The organism is Methylocaldum gracile (assembly GCF_053646815.1).
This window is the reverse complement of the sequence record NZ_CM132196.1, coordinates 2,051,058-2,073,263: the sequence shown is the minus strand read 5'-3', so window position 1 is coordinate 2,073,263 and position 22,206 is coordinate 2,051,058. Positions and strand designations below refer to the sequence as shown.

Here is a 22,206-nt window from a genome sequence, read left to right as displayed (position 1 = left end):
GTGGGTGGTTTTCGGTCTAATCGGCCATTCACGCTGACCAATACCGGCCTTTCGCCAATGGCGGCTTTGTTCAGAATCGAAAAGCATACAGGATTAGGAGCCGCTATTCGCCCGATCGCTTAGCACGAGGTCGTCTTACGGCATAACCGTCCTGAATTAAGCCGCCCCGCGAAGCGGCGTCGGCATGAATGAATAGTTAGGTACCATCCGAACTCACCTCTGTCCGCTGGAGATTAGCCAACTGCTACTGGAGGAACTTGAGCAGCCGCTGAGTCACGAGTTCGGTCTCCGCAGCCACGATGTCATGCCCCGCTCTGGGAACGAGTATCGTCTCGACATGCGGCATGAGCGACTCGACGCGCTCGATTGCTTCGTGAGGGTCGGCCGTTGCTCCGTCGCACTCGCCAAGGATATCGAGCGTCGGTACCTCAATTCGCTGTAAATCGTCGTCGGACATCACTGCCGCCCGCACTGGAGGGAACATCGTGCCGTAGCGCTCCCGCACGAGTAGTATTTCGTCAATTCTCCGATCAAACTCCTCGGGATACTTGACCGCGATGCTTGGCATGATCCAGCGACAATACTCCTCAAGCGACTCCCGCCGCCCATCTGCAACGGACATCAGGCGTGCAACGAACTCCTGCGGGATGGGCGCGCCAATCATGACGGGTGCGATCCAAACGAGCTTACTCACCCGTTGAGGTGCATGCAGTGCGTACTCGGCTGAAGCGTAGCAGCCGTACGATTGCCCCGCCATTGGGATGCCATTGGTCAAGCCTAGCCCGTCGAGTACGGCATCAAGCCACAGCCGAAGATCGTCGACGCCGCGCACCGGGCGCGTTGGCACACTACGGCCCTCGTCATGGATGGCGTCGAGTGCCTATATGCGAAAACTTGTGACGAGCGGCTGGCGGGACCTAGCAAGACCATTTCGGTCGGTGGTTTCCCCGCTTCGAAAACGAGATGGCCAAAAGCAGTCATTCGAAGCGGCTCATGATCCGCGCCAGTCGCTCAATTGCGGCACCGATCCGGTCCGACCGGATCATTCCGTAGCCTAAAACCACGCCGTTAGGTGCCGGCTTTTCGACCGAGTATCGCTCGAGGGCATAAAGGCGGATGCCATCCGCCGCCGCTTCCCTGACCAATTCGGTGGCCGGAATCTCCCGGCTCAGCTTCACCGCCAGGTGCAGGCCCACCGCATCCCCTATTGGCTGCAACCGATCGCCGCCGTGCTGCGACAAGGCATGAAGCAGCACCGCGCGCCGCTCTGCGTAGATCTTGCCCATCTTGCGCACATGGCGAGCCAGATGGCCCTCGTCGATGAAGGCCGCCAGGGTGTCCTGAGACGGCGTCGGACAATGCCAGTCGGCACGAGCCTTGGCAGCGACGAGTACATCCCGCGCCCAGGGCGGAGCCACCACGAACCCGAGGCGCAGCTCCGGGAACAGGCTCTTGGAGAAGGTCCCGACATAGCAAACCGAGCCGCTTCGGTCGAGCGTCTGCAATGCATCCAATGGCCGGCCACCCAGGCGAAACTCGCCGTCGTAATCGTCTTCCACCACTACGGCGCCCCTTTCCTGCGCGAATTCGAGCAGGGCAACTCGGCGCTTCGCGGACAAGGTGATGCCCAGGGGAAACTGGTGGGAGGGTGTGACGCAGATCACCCCGGCATCGGCCGGCAGGCAATCGATCCTCAGCCCTTCCTCATCAACCGGGATGGCGGCGATTCTGGCACCAGCGGCGGTAAAGGCATCCCGCAGCGGCGGATAGCCCGGTTCTTCGACCGCGACCACGGTTCGGCCCGGCGTGACCAGGATGCGGGCCAGCAGGTCAAATGCCTGCTGGGCGCCCGCCGTGACCACGATTTGTTCCGGCGAACAGGAAACCGCCCGGGCGAAGGAGACGTGTTTGGCGATCGCCGCGCGCAGCGCCGGCCAGCCCTGCGGGTGGTCGTAGACTGCCGGCGTCTTCGACCAGGCTCTCAGTGCCCTGGCGGACAGGCGCCGCCAGACCGGAAAGGAAAACGCCGATTTGTCGGGCAGCCCGAGCCTGAAGTCGAAATGGCAGGATTCGACGCCCGCAGGCAGCACCGGCTGAGCCCGGCGCCAGGCTTCGTTCAAACGGCCGTCCGCCCCGGGTTCGCTGGACAGATGATGAGCCGGGCGCGGCGAGATGTCGGCCACATAGGTACCGGAACCCGACCGAACGGTCAGATAGCCCTCGCTCAACAATAGCTCGTACGCCGCTACCGCGGTATTGCGCGACACACCGATCGCTGCGGCAAATGCCCGGGTCGAAGGCAGTCGCGTACCGGACTGGAGCCGTCCGTCGAGGATCGCCTCCCGCAGCTGGCAATACACGGAGCGCAGCAGTTCTCGGGAACCCTTGCGCGGCAGGGTGATGGGTAATTCGAAAAGTGGCTCCATGATTTTTGTCATTTGTGGTCCTTTTCCGCTATTACTCGCCGCCTTATTGTGTCCGTACCGTCAGTCACTATTTGGCAAAGGAGCATCTTATGTTAGCAACCGAACCGTTCATCCCGGCAGCCGCGGGCAACCATCAGCTGCCGTGGATTTCAGTGGGCCACGGTATTTCCAAGAAGCTGCTGGCCCTGTTTCCCGAGCGCGGCGAATGGGTCACGCTGCTGCGCCTGGAGCCGGGAGCACGCATCCCCCTGCATCGGCATCAGGGCGAGGTTCACGGCTACCTCCTCAGCGGATGCCGGCGCCTCGATCCGGAGGGACGACTGCTGGGTCCCGGCGATTACGAGTACGAGCCGGCCGGTCATGTCGACACCTGGACTGCCGAGGGCGATGCCCCCTTCGTGAGTCTGTTTTTCGTGCGCGGCGCGGTCGAGTACCTCGACTTGGACGGCTCCGTCCTGCGCCGGGAAACGGCCGCCACCAATGCCGAGGAATACCACCGCGCCTGCTCCGAGCAGGGCTTCGTCCCGCTCGATCTATGTCGTTGATCGCGGGGGTAACGTTCTCGAGAACAGGAGTGCCGATCATGTTCCCATCCGAGATTTCCGCGGTCGATCATCATCCCCGGAAGCGCGTATCGGTCCTGGATACCGAGATGAGCTACGTCGATGTCGGCAAAGGCGACCCCATCGTCTTCCTGCATGGCAACCCGACCTGGTCCTACCTCTGGCGCAACATCATCCCTCACGTCCAGAACCTCGGCCGCTGCCTCGCTCCGGATCTGGTGGGCATGGGCCAGTCGGGCCGTTCGGCTGCGTCGAGCTATCGGTTCTTCGATCACGCCAACTATCTGGATGCCTGGTTCGAGGCGGTGGGCATCGGTGCTCGGGTGATGCTGGTGGTCCACGACTGGGGCTCAGCCCTGGGCTTCCATTGGGCCCGCCGCCACCCGGACCGCGTGCAGGGGATCGCCTACATGGAAGCCCTCGTGCAACCGAGGCTGTGGGCCGATTTCCCTCCGCCGCGGGAGCGGATCTTCCGCGCCCTCCGCTCGGACGAGGGCGTCAGGATGATCGCGGAGGAAAACTTCTTCGTCGAGACCGTGTTGCCGAAAAGCGTCCTGCGGAGTTTGACCAAGGAAGAAATGGAGGCCTACCGTGCCCCTTTCCGCACGCCGGAATCCCGGCGGCCGACGTTGGCATGGGCCCGCGAGTTGCCTATCGATGGCGAGCCGCGGGACGTCGCCGAAGTGGTCGAAACCTACGGGGCCTGGCTCGCGGCCAGCGATATTCCCAAGCTGTTCATCAACGCGGAACCGGGCGCATTGCTGGGAGCGCGCGCACGCCGATTCTGCCGGCAGTGGCCGAACCAGACCGAAATCACCGTGCCGGGCATCCATTACCTGCAGGAAGATTCACCCCACGAAATCGGCGCGGCGCTGGCGCGGTTCGTCGCACGGCTCCGCGCTTTGCCGGCCCCGCGCGTATGACGGAGAGCATCGGCCAGTGTGGGCGGCCTTCCATCTTCTGCTCCACCAGGAACAAGGTGCCCAGCATGACCAAGGCTATGTGATAGGCATCCCAGCGGCGGACCTGGTAATCGGCCAGAACGCAGAGGATGGGGCCCGAAATATGGCGCCGTTGATTTGACTGCATGATCGATTGCTTGTGCCCCGTTAAATCTCGCTGGAGGCGTCTCTTGCTCCGCCGGGATGTGCCGAGGCATTCGTTCGGCTTGACCGGTCATGATAAGATGCCGCATCAACGGCCTCCCGAGCTTATGCTCATTGGGCTTTCAGCGCGTCCGGCTCCCGTTGAGCAGGGCGGGCAGAACAGAGTCAGGCGTATGCGTTCAGCCATACCGCAAGGAACCCGTCGATGTGCAGGATAACCTGGGGCTGCCGGGATCCACAGGAACCGGCTGGGGCCTCCTGCTGCCGCCGGACGGCCATTGACCTCCCGGTCCCACAATACCCTTGATATTGTCTACTCGATCAGCGAAGCATGAGCCTCCCGGTCAACTTTTATCCCGAACTCCCCGCGTTCGATATTCACCGGGCACTCGCCTGGGTCCAGGCCGAGGCTGATTGGATTGGCCTGCGTTTCGTCCAGGAGCAGACCTATCGGCGTACCGTCCGCAACCACCTCCCGGAAGACAACGCCATCACTCTGGAGCGGGGCGTCATGGCGGAAGCACGGGTGGACGGCCATATCGCCTATGCCGGCACCAGCGATCTCTCGCAACAGGGCTTGGTCCAGGCCGCCCGGCGGGCCGCGTATCTGGCCCGGATCTGCGCGCCCCATGCCTTGTTCCCATTCACCGAAGGGCACCGGCCTCCGGCTCACGGACGCTTTGTCAGCACCCGGCGATTGGGTTTCGACCGTCTGACGCTCGCCGAATTGACCGATCAACTGATCCGCGCCAGCCGGTCACTCAAAGTCTCCGACAAGATCGTCAGCACGTCCGCCGAAGCCACCTTGGTGGAAAGCACGGTGCACTACGTCTCATCCAGCGGCGCGGATATCGAACAGCAGTGGTGGCTGGTTTCCAGTCATTGCGCGGCCACCGCTCAGGACGGTACCGAGACCCAGCAGCGTTCATTGAACGGCCCGGCCGCCCGCTGCCGTCAGGCGGGGTTGGAATTCTTCGATTTTTCGGCCCTCCACGCCGAGTGCCAGCGGGTGGGCCGCGAGGCGCTCGAATTGCTGGACGCCGAAAATTGTCCCGATGAGACCCTGGACCTGATCCTGGCGCCGGACCAGATGCTGCTGCAGATCCACGAATCGATTGGCCATCCGCTGGAACTCGACCGCATCCTCGGCGACGAGCGCAACTATGCCGGCTGGAGCTTCGTGAAGCCGGACGATTTCGGCCGGCTGCGCTATGGCTCGCCCCTGCTGAACGTCACCTTCGACCCCACCGTCGCGGGTGAGTTTGCCTCTTACGCCTTCGATGACTGCGGCAACCCCGCGACACGGGAATATCTGATCCGGGACGGCGTGTTGCTGCGGGGGCTCGGCAGTTTGGAAAGTCAGTCTCGACTCGGCATTCCCGGCGTCGCCAATTTCCGTTCGGCCGGCTGGAATCGGGCGCCGATCGACCGCATGGCGAACATCAACCTGGAACCGGGCACCAGTTCCCTGGCCGAGATGATCGCCTCCGTGGAGCGAGGCGTTTACATGCAATCCAATCGATCCTGGTCCATCGACGACTACCGCAACAAATTCCAGTTTGGCTGCGAATATGCACGCAGGATCGAACAAGGCCGGTTGACCGACGTCCTCAAAAATCCCAATTACCGGGGGGTGACGGTGCCTTTTTGGAATGCACTGAAGCAGGTCGGTTGCCGCGACGAGCGGGAGCTCTTCGGAACGCCGTATTGCGGGAAAGGCGAACCTAATCAGCTCATCCGTGTCGGCCATGCCGCCCCGCCCTGTCTGTTTGCGGGCATCGACGTGTTCGGAGGTGGCTCGTGAGCTTTCTTCCGGAAACCCGACGGCTCTTCGACGATCTCGCGGATACAACCTTTTCCGACTTGAAGGCCGGAGAAGCGCTCAGCCTCCAACTCACCGCCGAAGATCAAACCTATGTGCGGTTCAACGATTCCAAAGTGCGGCAAGCCACGGCCGTCTTGCAGAGAAACCTGGCACTCACCTTTCAGTGGGCTGGCCGTCAGGTGACTTTCATGTTTGACCTCAGCGGCCACCTCGATCACGATCGGGCACTCCTGCGTTCCTGGTTGGAGCGGGCACGGCGGGAAGCTCGAACACTCCCGGAAGACCCTTTCGCGGTGCCCCTGCAAGACCATGGAACCAGCGAACACGAACATTCCGGGACAGAGCCGGACGCCGCCGCTGCGGTCAAGGCCATCGCCCGCGTCACCCAAGGGACGGACTTTACCGGACTCTTGGCCGCGGGCCCGCAGGTCCGCGCGGTCCGCAATTCGGCGGGGTTGAACCACTGGTTTTCGACCGCATCCCTATGGGTGGATTATTCCCTGTTCACGACCAACGCGTCCGGAGATAACAAGGCCGTCAAAGGTCGGTTCTGGGGGCCGGCATGGGATGAGGACCGGTTCCAGGCCGTCCTGGCTGCCGACAAGGCCCGGCTTGCCTTCTTGAAACGCCCTGCCCGCCCGATTGCGCCTGGCGAGTATCGGGTGTACTTCGCGCCGGCCGCCGTCGCCGAACTGATCGCCATGTTCTCATGGGGCGCGCTCAGTTACCGGGCGTACCGGGATGGTAACTGTCCTCTCAAGCGACTGATCCAGGGTGAGGTCGGTCTGTCCGAACAGTTCACCTTGAAAGAAAACTTCTGCTTGGCGCTCACGCCGCGCTTCAACAGCCTGGGCGAGCTTCCGCCGGTGGAGTTGATGCTCATCGAGAAGGGGCAGTTGAAAAACCTGCTGGTGAGTTCCCGTTCCGCAAAACAATATGGCGTGCCGTCCAATGCGGCCGATCCGGGCGGCTGGTTCGGAGAGCATTTGCGCGCGCCGGAACTGATGGCCGGCAACCTGCCTGAGACCGAGGTCCTGAACTGCCTGGGTACCGGTCTTTACGTGGGCAATCTGCATTACCTCAACTGGAGCGATGTCCAGGCCGCCCGGGTGACCGGCATGACCCGCTACGCCTGTTTCTGGGTCGAGAACGGCGAAATCGCGGCACCCATCAATGATCTGCGGTTTGACGACAGTTTGTATCGATTGTTTGGCTCGGCGCTCGAGGCGCTGACCCGGGAAAGCCCGATCCATCCCGCCATCGATACCTATCACTGTCGTGCACTCGGCGGCAGCAAGATACCCGGCGCGCTCGTCGGCACCTTTCGCTTCACGCTTTAAATAATCGGCACAGGGCCCGTTCCAGGCATTCTCAGGGAGCCCCCGGCGATTGGTTTTCGGCTAAAGGGGACGGCCATGTACGGCTTATACTAACCGTAAAATAAAGAATGCCATATTCGTGTTAGGCTACGGCCATGAGATGCAAAAGAGACTCTGACGGGCGATCGATCGACAATCTCTCGCTCCAAGTCATGCGCCAGCAGGCGGTTAAAGCGGTCGGCAAAGGCGAGACCGTGGCCAGTGTTGCCGCCGCCTTTGGCGTCAATATCCGAACGGTATTTCGCTGGCTGTCGGACTTTGCCAGCGGTGGACAAAATGCCTTGCTGGCCAAATCGATTCCCGGTCGACCCCCGAAGGTGACCCCGGACGAAATGCGCTGGCTTGCCGAGACCGTGCGTGATCAGACGCCCCTGCAAATGAAGTTTGAATTTGGTCTGTGGACCTTGTTGCTGATCGGCGAAGTGATCTACCGGCAGTTCGGCAAGCGGCTGACCAAGCCCAGTGTGGGGCGGATCATGCGGATGCTGGGGTTTACCCCACAACGGCCATTGTATCGAGCCTGGCAACAAGACCCGGTGCTGGTCGAAAGGTGGCAGGCGGAAGCGTTTCCGCGCCTGCAAGCCGAGGCGAAACGGGCCGGTGCGGTGATCTATTTTGCCGATGAAGCGGGCCTTCGTTCCGATTACCATGCGGGCACGACGTGGGCGCCGTGCGGCCGAACCCCGGTGGTCAAGGCGACCGGCCGGCGCTTTGGCCTGAATGTCATTTCCGCGGTCAGCGCTCGTGGCGATTTCCGTTTCATGGTCCAGGAGGGAACGGTCACGACGGTGGTCTTTCGGGAGTTTCTCAAACGCCTGATGGTCGGGGCCAAGCAACCGATCTTTCTGGTGGTGGACGGGCACCCGATTCATAAGGCCAAGTTGGTCAAAGACTACGTGGAACAGCAGCAGGGACGGCTGAAACTGGTGTACCTGCCCCCTTATTCCCCGCAACTGAACCCGGATGAGCAGGTCTCGGGGTCTGTGAATCCAGGGTGGCCAAACACTTACCCGAGAATAAAGCCGATTTGAAACGATGCCTGATCGGGGCCTCGCGGCGACTTCAGAAACTACCGCAGATCGTGGTCGCATTCTTCCGGCACCCTGAATGCCGATACGCCATAACATGACAATACTTTCTTTACGCTTAGTAAGCGCCGGAACAATATACTATAAAACTTATTATGTTAGCGAACCAAGGTGAAAGAAATGAGTATGAAATCCAGCTTAATAAAAATGGCAATAAAATTGACACCCAATAGATTGATTATTTGGGTGGCGAATATAATCCTTAAGGGTATTGCAGAATTAAAGAAATTTCGTTTTGATCTCGACGCGCGAACAATCTACGTTCAAACAAGGCTCTACGGTGAACAGGAAGCAATTGAAGTTTATCTGGAAGATTTTGCTGTTTTTAAGGACGGTGATTCCTACAGATTCATTATCCACCAGGCAAAATCGGACCGCCTTTGGCTGAATAACTTATTGTCCCGTATCGCAGGAAAAGCCTGGGAAATTCCTGCTATACCGCCATTGACGGCTCAACTCGAGCTTGCAGCCGAGTTGTTCAAAGCCAAATCTCCGGCACTGGAAAAAATCGATTGAGATTACACCCTTCCGCACGGCCTATACCTGCGCCGTCGGTGCGGATCGCTTCCACGATAAGATCATTCCGCCGGGTTGGATTGCCGATCTGAACGCGGCGTTCTAAGTACATTCAGGGAAGTCTTGCGGCATAGGCAACCTGCACGACAACCCCGCCAATCAAGCCAATCTGTCGAGATTCGGCAAATATTTGCGGAATGTACTTAGAGCATTTTCATACCGACTGTACGGGCACTCGCGAGTAGGTCGGGAATCCTTTCCCGACGCCACGTCCCGGCCGAGCGTCTTCGTCGGAAGGGTCGCGACTAAAGCGACCGTTTGCGATTGACCTACGAATGCTTGAGTCGATCTACCCTGGCCGAAGGCGCCAACGACTCCGGCCAAGCCTGTTTTGCCGTACGAGCGAGATCAAAACGCTCTAACGCCGTTATTCGACGCCGTAATACGTCGTCAGATAATCCAGAATCACCGAAATGTCGTCCTGGCTGATCGGCGCTCCCATGACATTCACCATTTTGTCGACGGTCGCTTGCCAGTCGGTTCTTTTCATGAAAATGGAGTTCATCTGGATATAGTCGATACTGTGGCACATGACGCAATTGGCCATCACGGTATCGCGTCCCGCCCCTTCCTTGAGCTCTATCTGCGCCTCTCCCGCAAAGGCGCTAGTGGAAAAAACCGCGACTAGCGCCGGCAGCAGCGTGTTGAGCATCTTCATGGCATGGGCACTCATGCGACCACCATGTTGATCCGTTGCACCACGTTGTTGTGGTAACCCGCTGGATTGAAGATGAGTTCATAAACCTGGGTGCTTCCCTGCCGGTTCGTCGCCCTCGCCATGAGCACAGATTTGCCGCCCCGTCGCGGCGTGAAGGTGTGGTGCCAGGCGCGGAACGAGAAACGACCGTAGTCCTGTTCGAGCTGCGCGTCCCGCCACGTCCTGCCGCCGTTCACCGAAACTTCGACCGTTCGGATTCCATGCCCCCCGTCCCACGCAAGCCCTTTGACCGTCACCGGTTTGCCCGCATGCAAGCGCTGCCCTTCCTCGATGTTGGTCATGAGAGAATTGACCACCATATCGGTGATCGGCGTATTGTCCTCCCCTTCTTGCGAAAGAAATCGCTCGATGTGCGGGAATTTGTCTTTCGGTATCCGGTAAGCCCTGCTCATCCAGAATCCCGTTTCCGGTTTCGGCATCGCGCTGATGGACGTCAGCTGCTTCACCCAGTAGGTCCCCGACCAACCGGGCACCACCAGTCGTACCGGAAAGCCGTTCCAATGAGGCAGGGCCTCGCCGTTCATCTCGTAGGCGACCAGGGTGTTCTCGTCGAGGGCTTTCCATAGCGGAAGACTCTTGACGAAATCGGGGGTCTCGTCGATAGCTCCGTAATCGGCGCCGTCGAAGACGATTTCCAGCGCATCCGACTTGAGTCCTGCTCTCGCCAGCACGTCCTTGAGGCGAGCGCCCTTCCATCGCGCATTGCCCATGGCGCCCGCCCCCCATTGGACGCCGGGCACATGCGGCTCGGAAAAGCCGCGGCGATTCCCGGCACATTGGCACACGGCAAACAGTTCGACGGGCTCGAAATCCCGCTTGAGCTGGTCCAGCGTCAACTCGAAGGGATGCTCCACCGAATCGCCACCTACCCCAAGCCGCCAGGTTTCGGCGGCCACTTGCGGAATATGGGCAAGGTGCCAGCGCACGAAGAACTGGTCGTTCGGCGTGATGACGCCGCTGAAACCCCTGACCGGGGTCTCGAAGTTCGGTGGCCGGTAGGTGCGCTTGATGAGGGGCTTCTTGCCGGACAATGCCGTCCGCACGGCGCTTTCCACCGCACCGATCGGCAACTCGCCGGCCCGCAATGATCGCGGCACCAACAAGCCCGGCCAGGTCACAACGACCCCGCCAACCAAACCCTTGAGAAAAGTCCGCCTATCCAAGGTCTCATTCTCCAATTCTTAGGGCATACTTTATTTCCCGGTTTCAACTAAGACCTCCCTGACCGATCGAACGTTGCAGCTTCGGACGAGTCGATCAGATCATGAGCCGAGATGACTTAACCGAAACGCTGACGCGGGTCCAATCAAAGGTCTTAAGGATCGAGTGATGGAAGCCTAAAGCTTTCAAGGTATGCCCTCGGTCCGGAGCAGCAGGACCGAAATCACCCGGAAACGTATACCGTCCCGATTTGCTTCCCGGCATAGCTATCCTTCGCGAGACTCGGGAAGGTTTCGGAGAAAGGGCCGATGCTTTAATAGGAACTCCATCAGTACCTGATTGAACGCGTCCGGACGCTCCAGAGGCAGCATGTGCCGTGCGTCGCGGATGATCGCAAGCTCCGCCTGCGGCATTCTGGCTACATAGGTTTCCTTGACCGCTATCGGCGTGTAATCCTGATCCGAAGTGATCACGAGGGCCGGGCAGTGAATGGCGTCGAGATGATCCGCCACGGTCCATCCGATCAAAGCCCGCAAAGCGTCAAGGTAAGCCCGCGGATCATTCTCGGCCCACCGATCGATGAATAGCTGTCGGAGTTCTGCCTGTTCCGGCTCGGGGAAGAGACGCTTGCCCAGAACCTTTCCCATTTGGCGCATCCCCAGCAACCGGACGATGAGTTTCCGTTGGACGATCTGCAGTCGTGCTCTGAGCGTACGGAGGATGAATTCCGGGCCGCTGTTGACAATCACCAGGCTCTGCACGAGTTCCGGGGCGCTGATGGCGAGCTGAAAAGCGATCATGCCTCCCATCGAGAGGCCGACAACGTGAGTCGGACCCAGGGAGAGCAAGCGGATCAGTTCCGCCGTGTCCGCCGCAAACCCAAGAATACTGTAGGGGCCGGGCGGCTTGTCCGATCGGCCATGGCCGCGGAGGTCGAACGTGACCACGTGAAAACGTGGAGAAAAGTAAGCGAGCTGAGCTTCCCAATCCCGTGTGCTGGAGCCTAGGCCGTGGATGAAAAGCAGGGACGGGCCGTGCCCCAGGCTTTCATAATGGAGTTCTGCACCTCGTATTTGAAGTCTGGGCATGCTCATTCCTTAAGCGGCGGGTTTCCGTTGCCGAGCTTGGCCTTGAGCGGCTCCGTCCTGAGCCGGTCAGCGGGCGATCCAGCCCCCATCGACCGGAAAGGCCGCCCCCGTGGTCGTCTTGGCCGCCTCGCTGCACAGGACAGCGGTCCAGGCGCCAATGTCCTCCGGGGTCGAAAATTGGAGCATAGGCTGCTTTTCGCGCAGGAGCGCCAGTTTGGCCTCTTCCGGCGAAATACCCTGCTGTCGGGCCAAGTCCTCAATCTGTTTTTCGACCAGCGGGGTCAGCACCCAACCTGGGCAAATCGCGTTGCAGGTGATGCCGGCGTTAGCCGTCTCCAGAGCCACGACCTTGGTCAGACCCAGGAGGCCATGCTTCGCCGCCACATAAGCGGCCTTGCCCTCGCTGCCTACCAGGCCGTGGGTTGAGGCAATGTTGATGATCCGTCCCCAACCGCGCCGCTTCATGCCCGGCAGCGCGGCTTTGATGGTATGGAAAGCGGCTGAAAGATTGACGGCGAGCACGGTCTCCCACTGCGCATCCGGAAATTCCTCCAGCGGTGCCACATACTGAATACCGGCGTTGTTGACCAAAATGTCAACGGCACCGAAATCAGCCTCCACCGCTTGGATCATGCCGCGGATGGCAGCCGGTTGTGAGAGGTCTGCGGGGTAATAGGCAGTTTTCACACCCTGAGCGTGGCTCAAGCGCTGCGCCAATCTCTCGATCTCCTCGATCTCCCCGAAGCCATTCAAACCGATATGGCAGCCCTGCCGGGCGAGTTCGGTGGCGATGCCGAGACCGATGCCGCGGGTGGAACCGGTGACCAGGGCTATCTTCCCATGGAGCATGATTTTTTCTCCGCCATTCCCTATGGACGCCTCATCCATGGACCTCGTGGTCTTCGTTTAGGTTCCGGGAGACCTTCCGCTTACTGGACGATCTCCTGATAGTGATGCGCTCGCAACCCAAAAACTTCCCGGTTAGACAGGAACGCAAGAGGCTTCTCACCGGCTCGCCGAGTTCTTACGGTTTGCCCTGCGAGTGCTTCCGGAAAAACCGGACCATCTCCTCCGAGGCGCTGGGTCCCTTGGGGTCGGTATACGAGACATCAGGACTTCCGCCCGACCAGCCGTGGCCCGCCCCATGAACTAGCCACTGCTCCATGACGACCTGGCCGCTCGCGTCGTGATAGATGGAGTGGGTATAGGAATGCCCGTGAGGCACCTGACTCCGGTTTGCCGTGACCCGCAATTTTCTTCCCGCGCCTGAGTGTACGGTCGCCCACTGCGCCAAAACCCGATCGCCATTGCCGGGGTGAACCGTGGTGTCCCGGTCTCCATGAAAGACGATGGTGGGGACGATCCGGAGTGCTTTCAGCGCTGCCGGAAAACTGCTTTCCCGCTGCAGCAGCGCAGCGGTTTCCCCCTGCTGCATGGCCGCGAAGGCGGAGGGGATGTCATGAGCGACGCCGTAAGGGAGTCCGGAATGGACGCCGATGGCGGCGTAGAGCTCAGGGTAGTTCACTCCCATGACCATGGCCATCGCCCCGCCTGCCGAGTGTCCAGCCACGTAGACCCGCCCGGCGTCAATGCCATGGGTGCTCACGATGTGCCGGGTCATGTCGGCAAGGATGGACGGTTCGCCATGATCCCGGTGCTGGTCGCTCGCCTTGAACCAGTTCCAGCATCGGGACGGATTGGCTTGGGGCGCTTGCTCGGGGTACAGCACGAAAAATCCCTCCCGTTCCGCCAGGATATTCATGCGGGTGCCCGCGGCGAAGTCGTCCGGGTCCTGGGCGCAGCCATGGAGCATGACGATCAGCGGTAGGGCTTGTCCGTGGTAGCCGCTGGGAATATAGAGCTTATAGGCGCGGGTTCCGGCCGGGTTGGTGAAGGAACCTGTCATGAACTGCCCTCCTGCCTGAATGTCCGGGTTTGACTGGCTCGGTTTGGTTATTATGGATTCGAGTCCGGTTCGAAGCGAACGAAACGTAGCCTCGAAGGCGGACGACGGCGCGGAGGATGGGCTCGCGTCGTGCGGGCTCCCATGCGCCGATGCCCCGCTCTCCGGTGGCGGCGTGAGTTGGGAAATGTCGTCGATGACGCGGCACGTGCTGTCAATAGGTTCGTGACCGGAAGAGTCGGAGGTCTTCGAGGACGTGTCGGGTGCGAAACCGCCCCGGAGCGTGCGCCGGATGAGGGCGGCGGCTTCATCGAGCCGGCCCGAGCGGGTGAGCCGGGTGGCTTCCGCCATTACGGCGTGCAGTGCGTCGGTCATAATCCAGGTCTCCTTTGGCGATTGTAACAGCGGCCATGGTTCGGTGGGTGGAGACATGTGAGCTGTAAGTGGATCTCCACCGGCGAGGCGGGAAAACAAGGTCTAGCGGATGCGGCCGGTCAAGGCCGATTTGACGTCCGCACTGGCCCGCAAGGCCCCTAGTACCGTGATGGACTCGATGGTGTCCCGTGCCAGTTCGGGCGAGACATCATCGCCGATGATGACCAGGCCCAGCACCTGAATTTGCAGCCTCTGTCCGGCCGTCCGTACCGCTTCCAGATCGCGGCGGGTGTACTCCTGCAGGCCGAGAACCAGGGTCTTGCGGGCCACGGTTTGTTTCACCACCTCCGCGTGGGCGGCAAGTTGGTTGCGTATCGCGGTACGAATGAAGTCGGTGCGGTTGGAATAGAAGCCTTCCTGCACCAGCAAATCGATCTGCCCGAGGTCCACGAACCCCAAGTTGATCGTAATTTTCTCGGTCTCCCCTGCCATACCTTCTGCTTACCATCTCATAGCCATCCAATGGGATGGTAGCCTACTCCGAAACGGGGGACTGTCAAGGGGTGCCCGCGGCCGAACGGTTTCGTGGCTGACAGTCCCCTACGAACATCACGCAGCGTGGCGGATTCGGATCTACCCAATCGCTTTAGAATACCGTTTACCAGTATGTGGCCATTGATGTCCGCCTATTGCACATATCCTCTTTATATGGGGAGCCAGGAAGTAAATCGAACAAACCGTCCTAAACACGGTCCGTTTAAGAAACGGAATAAGGAGCTCTCCATGATCAAAACCATCGGATATGCTGCCCACAGCATGAGTGCGCCGCTGGGTCCGTTCCGCTTCGAGCGGCGCGAACCGGGTCCACAGGACGTGCAGATTGAAATCCTCTACTGCGGGGTCTGCCATTCGGATCTCCATACGGTCCGCAGCGAATGGCAGAACACCGTCTACCCGGTGGTGCCCGGGCACGAGATTGTCGGGCGGGTGACCGCGGTCGGCGACGAAGTGAAAACCTTCAAGGCCGGCGACTTGGCCGCCGTGGGGTGCATGGTCGATTCCTGCCGCACCTGTCCAGATTGTCGCGAGAATCTGGAGCAGTATTGTCAGAACGAACTCACGTTGACTTATAACAGTCCCGACAAGCACACGGGAAAGATGACTTACGGCGGGTACTCCAATGTGATCGTGGTCGATGAGCATTTCGTACTGCGCCTGCCCCAAAAGCTCGATCTCGCCGCCGCCGCGCCGCTCTTGTGCGCGGGCATCACCACCTATTCGCCGCTGCGTCATTGGCAGGTGGGCCAAGGCCAGAAGGTCGGAATCGTCGGACTCGGCGGCTTGGGCCACATGGGGGTGAAGTTCGCCCATGCTTTTGGATCGCATGTGGTGCTGTTCACGACTTCTCCGGACAAGACCGAGGACGCCAAGCGGCTGGGCGCCGACGAAGTGGTGATTTCAAAGAACCCCGATGAGATGAAGAAGCACGTCAACAGCTTCGACTTCATCCTCGATACCGTGGCCGCATCGCATAACCTGGACGCCTATATCGAGCTGCTCAAACGTGACGGCACGCTGTGCTTGATCGGGGTTCCGGATACGCCGCATCCGTCACCCGGCGTCGCCAACCTGATCTTCAGACGCCGACGAATGGTGGGCTCGCTTATCGGCGGGATCAAGGAGACGCAGGAAATGCTCGACTTCTGTGCCGATCACGGCATCGTCTCGGACATCGAACTCATTCCTATCCAAGAGATCAATGACGCATACGACCGCATGCTCAAGAGCGACGTGAAGTACCGCTTCGTTATCGATCTGGCGTCGTTGAAGCAGGAAACCGCCACGGCTTGATCAGGAAAATGATCATGCCGGCAAAACAGAAGCGTGGACGATCAGGAAGAGTTCATCTGTTCATCCGATTGGCTTATTCAATAAGCTTCTTCGAGCGGTCAAAACAGACCGTGTGAGGGCTGCAAACCGCGATCTGCAAGGGATGTTACGGGTTACCGTTTCACCCGAAACCGAGCCCAACCGGGTTCGCCGCCACGGACGTGATGATGGGCTGCACTGAGTCTTGGGCAGGCCGATATAGCGTGAATGCCGTAACCCACCACGGTAGATGGCTTGTGCATGGATACTCTCGATGCTGGCACGCGCTCTATGCTGCTCACGCGTTCGCAGTCCGATGCGTCGCGGTTCGACTTTGGCATGGGCCATTGCGCACAAATGGACAGGGGGCGTACTCCTGACGTGTAAAGCGGGTCTTCCACACGATGCCAGTTCCAAGTACATTCAGGGAAGTCTTGCGGCATAGGCAACCTGCAGGACAACCCCGCCAATCAAGCCAATCAGTCGAGATTCCGCAAGTATTTGCGGAATGTACTTAGAGCGTTTTCCATCCCGGTGTACGGATTCGTTCCAGGAGGGGAGAACGTAGGTCGGCAATCCCTTCCCAATCGCAAACGGTCGCTTTAGTCGCGACCCTTCCAATCGCAAACGGTCGCTTTAGTCGCGACCCTTCCGACAAAGCCCTTCGCCGAGCCGATACGTCGGCAAGGGATTGCCGACCTACATATCCGAATCCCTTACACCGATTCGGAAAACGCTCTAAAGCTGGCTTTCGATCTCATTCCTACATTCTAGCGGCGAAAGCATCCTCGCTAACGCGGTCGACTTCCGACATTCCGTGCGGTTGCCTCCTATAAGTGGTTCGTGCCCGCAGCGGTCATTCGATTCAATAACCACAGCGGACCGGGGCCAGCCACGACGCGGCGCTGGAACTACAACGTGCGGGCTGTGCACTTCCAACGTTGGCTCGAGCGCCGAATATGTGGCCAGATCATCGTCAACCGCGTTGCGCCTGGAGTCGCGCAAGGCCAGCGCCCGTCAAGCCTGCCCTTCGCTCAGGGGCAGCCGCACGATGAATTCACTCCCTGATCGGGGCCTGCGCTCTTGGCCTCCACCGGGCCTCCGTGCAGCGCCACAGCGCTGGACGATAGTCAGGCCGAGCCCCAACCTGCCTTGGAACCGGTCCAGGGTGCGCTCGGCTTGGGTGAAGACATCAAACAGGTAGGGCAGCAACGCCTTCGGAATGCCTTCGCCGGTATCCCGGATCCAAATGACGGCGTCATCCTGCTCACACGCCGCCTCCAGCCAAATTGTGCCGCCTTCGGGCGTATATTTGGCGGCATTGTTGAGCAGATCGACACCACTTGGGCCAAGCGCAGGCTATCCCCGTCCGGCCCGAGCGGCTGATCGGGCAGCGAGGCGATCAGCTTGTGACGGCGGGCTTGAATGAGCGGCTGGCAGGTTTCAATCGCCTGCTGCAGCACTGCGGCAAGGTCGATAGACGCTTTCTGTAAGCTGATAAAGCTTAGGCTTCCGGGACACTACTCAATAGGCAGCCACTCGGTTGCTGTCTCGCAAGCGTACGCCCCTTATGGGAGATACCGCACCAGGGCGAAGTTGAAGCTGGGACCGCCGACAGCGGCGATAGGCGCGTCAGAACCGCCTGCCACCACGATCAGGCCATCGGGCTGAATGGCGATGGCCTGGACCTGGTCCGTGCTGCTATTCAAGACGTGGTCGCCGGTCGTGTTGGCCAAATCGGTCAGCACCCGGTTGTTGGACCCGAAGTCGGTTATCGCGACACCATTCAGATCGTAGCGGACCAGGGCGAAGTTGGTATTGCCCACGCCAAGGGGGGCGTTGGACGTTCCTGCCACCACGATCCGGCCGTCTGCCTGCATCGCGGCCGCAGTCGCAAAGTCAGCGCTGCGCTCGACGGTCCCATCGTCAAGCGCACGGTTATCAAAGTCCGTGATCGAGAGCCCAGGGTTGATCGAGTCGGCATTAAAGGTCGGATCGAGGGTGCCATCCAGATTGTACCGCGCCAAACCGAAGTTAAGATCCCCGTTGGGACCGTTGGTCGTTCCGACCGCCACGATCCGGCCATCGGGCTGGACGACGAGCGCGCTGGCCTGGGCGCTTGTGCCACGAAGACAGGTCGCTACCCGGTTATTGGGCCCGAAATTGGTATTCGGAACGCCATTGTTGTATCGAACGAGGCCGAAGGCCGCCGGACAATCGGGGGCGGGGGACGTGCTGCCTGCCACCACGAGCTGACCGTCGGACTGCATGGCCACAGCAAAGGCGTCATCCACGCTACGATTGCCAAAATCGGTGAGCACGGTGCCTGGGAAGATGGCATTATCGCCGAAGGTCGGATCGATGATGCCATCGGGATTGTACCGGACCAAGGCAAAATTACCCTCGCCGTTAGGCGCATTCGAAAAACCTACCGCCACAATCTTGCCGTCGGGCTGGAGGGCGAGGGCTCTGAGTTGGTCAAGCGAACGAGTCCCATCGGGTAATTGACGAAAATCCGTGAGTGTCGTGCCTGGGAAGATGGCATTATCCCCAAAGGTCAGATCCACGCTGCCGTCGGGGTTATAGCGAACCAAGGCGAAGTTGTTGTCGCCATTGGGCGCGTCGGAAAACCCTCCAACCACGATCTTGCCGTCGGGTTGAATCAGGATGGCGCGCGCCGTATCCGAGCTGTTTCTGCTGGGGCTATCGGGGTCACCCGTGGGTACGTCAGCCCGGAAATTCGTGATGACTCCGCCGCCCGTGCCGAAGGTCGGATCCATGGTGCCATCGGGGTTATAGCGGACTACGGCGAAGTTGTTGTCGCCATTGGCAATGGGGGAAGTAGTGAATCCGGCCGCCACGATCTTGCCGTCGGGCTGGATGGCCACAGCAAACGCCTGATCAGTAGCGGTCTCGAAGGTCGTGACCACCCGTCCGATGACACCAAAGGTGGGATCCGGGGTGCCGCTTTGCGCATGAGATATACCTGTTGTAACTGTGCCAAACACCGCAGTCAAACCGACCAGCAAGCCGGGCAGCCCCGTGGGCTTCTTTCCTTTCATGACGTTTTCTTCCCGCAGCAAAATAGAGAGATTGGCTAAATTAGACCGGGACACTCGGAGATTTCTCTCGTAACCTCCCGGAATATTTGCCGCGAGCGGCCTGCACTAAGTACATTCATGAAACTTTTACGGCATAGGAACCGATAATCGAGAGCACCAGCTGTGGAGAGCGGTTGTGACGGTCGAAGAACTCGCGGGCGGCTTGGAGCAAGGCGGCCACCGTCTCGAAGAGTTCGCAATGGGTCACTTCGCGGCGGAAATGGCGCCACAGCATCTCGATCGGGTTGAGCCAAGGGCTATAGGTCGGCAAGTACAGCAGGACCAGTCGCCCGGCGGCTCCGCGCACGACCGCTTCGATCTCGTCGTCTTGATGCGTGTCGGCATTGTCCCACGCGACGTAAATCGTCCCCGTGGGATGCTGGTCCACTATGGCTTGCAGCAGTTCGGCCACCTCCCGACGGCGCTTGTGTCGTTTGAATAAGACCACGGTTTCACCGGTATGGTAATTCACCGCTCCCAACCCATAGCGCTTCTTAGGCTGACCTGGGGTCGGAATCATAATTTGCTGGCCTACCGGGCTCCACAACGCCGTCAAGGTAGGCAGCCAACTGAGGTTAAACTCGTCGGCGTAGTAAAACACATCGCCCGGTTTCAAGTGATCACGGGTGTCTTCGACCGCTTTTTTTTCACCGCATAGTCTGGATCAGGGCTGCTGATCTTATGCTGCGGACGACTGAGCACAATCCCTTCGCGCTTCAAGGTTTGGCGCAGGGTTTCCAGAGCGATGCGAATCCCGGTTTGCTCGGCCAGGTAATCCACCAGCCGTTGCAGGGTCCATATGGAAAACGGCAGGTCCAAACTGCGCGGACGGCGCCGTACCGCCGCCACCAGGGCGGCCCGATACGCCGCCGTCACTTTGGCTTGCCGTCCCGCTCGCGGCGCATCTTTCAGCCCGTCCACGCCTTCGCTCTGATACCGTTTCAGCCACCGCACCACGGTGTCCTCGCTCTCCCGCACGATCCCCGCGATCTCCAGCGCTTTGAGACCCCGCTCGGCCGAGAGCAAGACCATCTGGGCACGAGTTCGGAGTCGTGGGTCCTTGGTCTTTCGATACAGGGTGTCTAACTCACTCTGTTGCGCTTTGCCCAACGGGGGGATCAGGATGGCTTTCATGCCACCAGTGTACGCCCTTTCCGCAGAACTTTATGGGATGTACTTAGCGGAAAGTACCAATTCGCTCATGGTTCCATAAAGCCGACATTCGAAGCCGGCTGAAAACTAAATGCGAACGGCAGAAATGGCCGAACAGCAGAAGTTCACTTCGGTGGCCCTAACTATCCGTTCAGGACAATCCGCCGCCACATTCGGCACGGAAGTGCCGGTTATCCCACCCGAAAAACGATCTCGAGCCGAACGTCAGCTACGGGGTAGTGGTTGGCCGACTCCTGCCGGTCGGCATATGTTCGTGGAGGATCGGGTTATGCGGCAGAGCGGATACGCTTCAGTAAACTGGGAACCAAGTCACTCCCGGCCGGAACCTGACGAATATCAATGGCCTCGATTCAGAGTATCCGTACAGTATCCTGGCTTGATGAATTCCCGAATCCATAGCCTGTGCCGGTCATCATGCTGCGAGACTGTTCAGCAGTTCGCGGCCTGCGAAGCGCCGCACCGCTATTTCGCCTGCTCGCTTTAGCCTTTTTCGCGGCCGGACTTTCGAGCTGTCTGTCACCCATGGCGCTTGATCATCTGGCGATCGCCTATAACGAATCCAGTGCGGACGTGATGTCGAGGCAACTCCTGCTCAATATCGCGCGTGCCCGCTTCAATCAGCCAATATATTTTTCCGGGATTTCGAATATTGCCGCGACGCTGAATTTCCAGGTCAATGCGGGGGCCACCCCGCCGTTTACGGGGAATAGCGGCACCACGCTGATGCCCATTTTCGGCGGCTCGGCGTCGGAAAATCCGACCATCAGTATCGTTCCCATGGAAGGCGAACAATTTACGCAGCGATTGCTGACGCCATTATCCGAAGACAAGCTGACCTTGCTGCTGCGTCAGAATATCGATGTCGATCTGCTGCGTTTGGTGACGCTGGAATTTCGCACTCAAGGCGAAGAAGCGGTATTTCACAATCGGCCTCGAAACCGGCGCGATTACGCCGCTTTTCGGCGCATCGTGCTGCACCTGTCATCGATTCAGGATCGTGACCAGTTGTACGCGGAGCCCCTGATCTTCGAGCGTCACTGGACGCTGCCTTCCGAGTCGATTAGCGGAAAGGAATTTCAGGCATTGGAGCAGGAGTATTCCATTGCGCCGGATTCAACGACGCCGATTTATCATCTGACCAAGCAAGTCGTCGGTCGAACGGTTCTGACGAACTACGATCCCCTCCTTTTGAGCAATGAGGAGCGAATACGGCTGAATGACGAGGCCGAAAAAAATGCACCCAACGACCTCCTGGTCGATATTCGTCCCGGCTATCCGGGCGGCGAATATCCGCTGCACGGCAAATTCAGGCTGCGAAGCTTTAGCAACATCATGTATTTCATTGGCCGAACCCTCGCCGCAGAACCCGAAAGGGACGTTCCCAAGGATCCGCGAACACCGCCGGTCGGCGAAAATCCGGTCTCGGTCATCGAGATTTCCGAATCCAGCAGGCCGCCCGCAGATGCGGACGTTGTGGTGAAGTATCGAGGGAGATACTTCGCCGTGCGTCCAAGCCGTCGGTCATCGTGGAACCAAACGGCCTTTCGGGTGCTCTCGCAGATTTTTCAGATGACGGTGACCGAACTTCCGAAACCGGGCGTTCCGAGCATCACCATCGTAAAGTAAAGGAAACTCTGAACAAGTGGATTCCGTTCACGCACTTCGACAGGCTCAGGACGAACGGTAATTCCATTCGGCATTCGAGTGAACATTAATTGTAGGGTGGGTTAGCGAAGCGTAACCCACCGATTCGAGGCCGCTTGGTGGGTTACGGCCTCGCGGCCTAACCCACCCTACAAAAATTAATTCCTTATTGAAAGCAATTTGGAATAACGTATTGATTCCGTTCGTCCTG

Annotated in this window: 20 protein-coding genes and 1 pseudogene; 9 read left to right on the top strand and 12 right to left on the bottom strand. The window is 59.6% G+C overall.

Going from position 1 to position 22,206, the window contains the following annotated elements; genetic code table 11:
- Nucleotides 1-244 precede the first annotated feature (244 nt).
- Nucleotides 245-832, bottom strand: a complete 588-nt coding sequence (locus ACWJJK_RS09035; RefSeq protein ID WP_454129037.1) for an alpha/beta fold hydrolase — start codon at nucleotides 830-832, stop codon at nucleotides 245-247.
- Nucleotides 833-977: 145 nt separating this feature from the next.
- Nucleotides 978-2,438: a MocR-like pyridoxine biosynthesis transcription factor PdxR gene (gene pdxR / locus ACWJJK_RS09030; RefSeq protein WP_245245699.1), complete on the bottom strand. Its 1,461-nt coding sequence runs from the start codon at nucleotides 2,436-2,438 to the stop codon at nucleotides 978-980.
- A gap of 77 nt (nucleotides 2,439-2,515) precedes the next feature.
- Here pdxR and ACWJJK_RS09025 point away from each other — a divergent pair, with 77 nt between their 5' ends.
- The 6 genes and pseudogenes from ACWJJK_RS09025 (at nucleotide 2,516) to ACWJJK_RS09000 (ending at nucleotide 8,903) form a co-directional block, all read left to right on the top strand.
- Complete coding sequence (locus tag ACWJJK_RS09025; protein ID WP_143735278.1) at nucleotides 2,516-2,971, top strand: 2,4'-dihydroxyacetophenone dioxygenase family protein; 456 nt, start codon at nucleotides 2,516-2,518, stop codon at nucleotides 2,969-2,971.
- Nucleotides 2,972-3,009: 38 nt separating this feature from the next.
- Entirely contained in the window at nucleotides 3,010-3,912 is a 903-nt protein-coding gene (locus ACWJJK_RS09020) for a haloalkane dehalogenase (RefSeq protein WP_077732195.1), read from the top strand.
- Between the two features lie 514 nt (nucleotides 3,913-4,426).
- On the top strand, nucleotides 4,427-5,899 hold the full coding sequence (locus ACWJJK_RS09015) for a TldD/PmbA family protein (protein ID WP_454128899.1): 1,473 nt from the start codon (nucleotides 4,427-4,429) through the stop codon (nucleotides 5,897-5,899).
- Nucleotides 5,896-7,260 carry a TldD/PmbA family protein gene (locus ACWJJK_RS09010; RefSeq protein WP_454128898.1) on the top strand — a complete coding sequence of 455 codons (1,365 nt, stop codon included), beginning with the start codon at nucleotides 5,896-5,898 and terminating at the stop codon, nucleotides 7,258-7,260. Before ACWJJK_RS09015 ends, ACWJJK_RS09010 begins: the two co-directional genes overlap by 4 nt.
- A 134-nt stretch (nucleotides 7,261-7,394) precedes the next feature.
- Nucleotides 7,395-8,428, top strand: a pseudogene (locus ACWJJK_RS09005) (IS630 family transposase).
- Nucleotides 8,429-8,513: 85 nt separating this feature from the next.
- Nucleotides 8,514-8,903 (top strand): hypothetical protein, encoded by a 390-nt coding sequence (locus tag ACWJJK_RS09000; RefSeq protein ID WP_434113044.1) that lies wholly within the window; start codon nucleotides 8,514-8,516, stop codon nucleotides 8,901-8,903.
- Between the two features lie 427 nt (nucleotides 8,904-9,330).
- Here ACWJJK_RS09000 and ACWJJK_RS08995 read toward each other — a convergent pair whose 3' ends face one another.
- The 6 genes from ACWJJK_RS08995 to ACWJJK_RS08970 form a co-directional block, all read right to left on the bottom strand.
- Nucleotides 9,331-9,636, bottom strand: a complete 306-nt coding sequence (locus tag ACWJJK_RS08995; protein WP_454128897.1) for a cytochrome c — start codon at nucleotides 9,634-9,636, stop codon at nucleotides 9,331-9,333.
- Nucleotides 9,633-10,844: a molybdopterin-dependent oxidoreductase gene (locus tag ACWJJK_RS08990; RefSeq protein ID WP_156881704.1), complete on the bottom strand. Its 1,212-nt coding sequence runs from the start codon at nucleotides 10,842-10,844 to the stop codon at nucleotides 9,633-9,635. The genes ACWJJK_RS08995 and ACWJJK_RS08990 overlap by 4 nt, the downstream gene beginning before the upstream one ends.
- Before the next feature lie 264 nt (nucleotides 10,845-11,108).
- Nucleotides 11,109-11,930 carry an alpha/beta fold hydrolase gene (locus ACWJJK_RS08985; RefSeq protein ID WP_156881703.1) on the bottom strand — a complete coding sequence of 274 codons (822 nt, stop codon included), beginning with the start codon at nucleotides 11,928-11,930 and terminating at the stop codon, nucleotides 11,109-11,111.
- 66 nt (nucleotides 11,931-11,996) lie between these two features.
- Nucleotides 11,997-12,779, bottom strand: a complete 783-nt coding sequence (locus ACWJJK_RS08980; protein ID WP_434113048.1) for a 3-hydroxybutyrate dehydrogenase — start codon at nucleotides 12,777-12,779, stop codon at nucleotides 11,997-11,999.
- A gap of 175 nt (nucleotides 12,780-12,954) precedes the next feature.
- Nucleotides 12,955-14,208, bottom strand: a complete 1,254-nt coding sequence (locus ACWJJK_RS08975) for an extracellular catalytic domain type 1 short-chain-length polyhydroxyalkanoate depolymerase (RefSeq protein ID WP_156881701.1) — start codon at nucleotides 14,206-14,208, stop codon at nucleotides 12,955-12,957.
- A gap of 102 nt (nucleotides 14,209-14,310) precedes the next feature.
- The gene (locus tag ACWJJK_RS08970) at nucleotides 14,311-14,700 is read right to left on the bottom strand and encodes a CopG family transcriptional regulator (protein WP_156881700.1); all 390 of its coding nucleotides are present in this window, start codon (nucleotides 14,698-14,700) and stop codon (nucleotides 14,311-14,313) included.
- A 291-nt stretch (nucleotides 14,701-14,991) separates the two neighbouring features.
- Between ACWJJK_RS08970 and ACWJJK_RS08965 the strand changes: the two genes are divergently transcribed.
- The gene (locus ACWJJK_RS08965; protein ID WP_156881699.1) at nucleotides 14,992-16,059 is read left to right on the top strand and encodes an NAD(P)-dependent alcohol dehydrogenase; all 1,068 of its coding nucleotides are present in this window, start codon (nucleotides 14,992-14,994) and stop codon (nucleotides 16,057-16,059) included.
- A 1,035-nt stretch (nucleotides 16,060-17,094) separates the two neighbouring features.
- On the opposite strand, the gene ACWJJK_RS08960 is transcribed toward ACWJJK_RS08965, so the two are convergent.
- On the bottom strand, nucleotides 17,095-17,409 hold the full coding sequence (locus ACWJJK_RS08960) for an ATP-binding protein (RefSeq protein ID WP_077731068.1): 315 nt from the start codon (nucleotides 17,407-17,409) through the stop codon (nucleotides 17,095-17,097).
- Nucleotides 17,410-17,420: 11 nt separating this feature from the next.
- Between ACWJJK_RS08960 and ACWJJK_RS08955 the strand changes: the two genes are divergently transcribed.
- A complete protein-coding gene (locus tag ACWJJK_RS08955; RefSeq protein ID WP_156881698.1) occupies nucleotides 17,421-17,570 on the top strand; it encodes a hypothetical protein in 150 nt (49 codons plus the stop codon).
- Nucleotides 17,571-17,645: 75 nt separating this feature from the next.
- Here ACWJJK_RS08955 and ACWJJK_RS08950 read toward each other — a convergent pair whose 3' ends face one another.
- From ACWJJK_RS08950 to ACWJJK_RS08940, 3 genes are all read right to left on the bottom strand, one after another.
- Nucleotides 17,646-19,139 (bottom strand): hypothetical protein, encoded by a 1,494-nt coding sequence (locus ACWJJK_RS08950; RefSeq protein WP_454128896.1) that lies wholly within the window; start codon nucleotides 19,137-19,139, stop codon nucleotides 17,646-17,648.
- 115 nt (nucleotides 19,140-19,254) lie between these two features.
- Complete coding sequence (locus ACWJJK_RS08945; protein WP_156881976.1) at nucleotides 19,255-19,794, bottom strand: IS630 family transposase; 540 nt, start codon at nucleotides 19,792-19,794, stop codon at nucleotides 19,255-19,257.
- The gene (locus ACWJJK_RS08940; protein WP_156882070.1) at nucleotides 19,791-20,312 is read right to left on the bottom strand and encodes a helix-turn-helix domain-containing protein; all 522 of its coding nucleotides are present in this window, start codon (nucleotides 20,310-20,312) and stop codon (nucleotides 19,791-19,793) included. Before ACWJJK_RS08940 ends, ACWJJK_RS08945 begins: the two co-directional genes overlap by 4 nt.
- A 561-nt stretch (nucleotides 20,313-20,873) precedes the next feature.
- On the opposite strand from ACWJJK_RS08940, the gene ACWJJK_RS08935 reads away from it, so the two are divergent.
- The gene (locus tag ACWJJK_RS08935; RefSeq protein WP_156879963.1) at nucleotides 20,874-21,977 is read left to right on the top strand and encodes a hypothetical protein; all 1,104 of its coding nucleotides are present in this window, start codon (nucleotides 20,874-20,876) and stop codon (nucleotides 21,975-21,977) included.
- The last annotated feature ends 229 nt before the right edge of the window (nucleotides 21,978-22,206 follow it).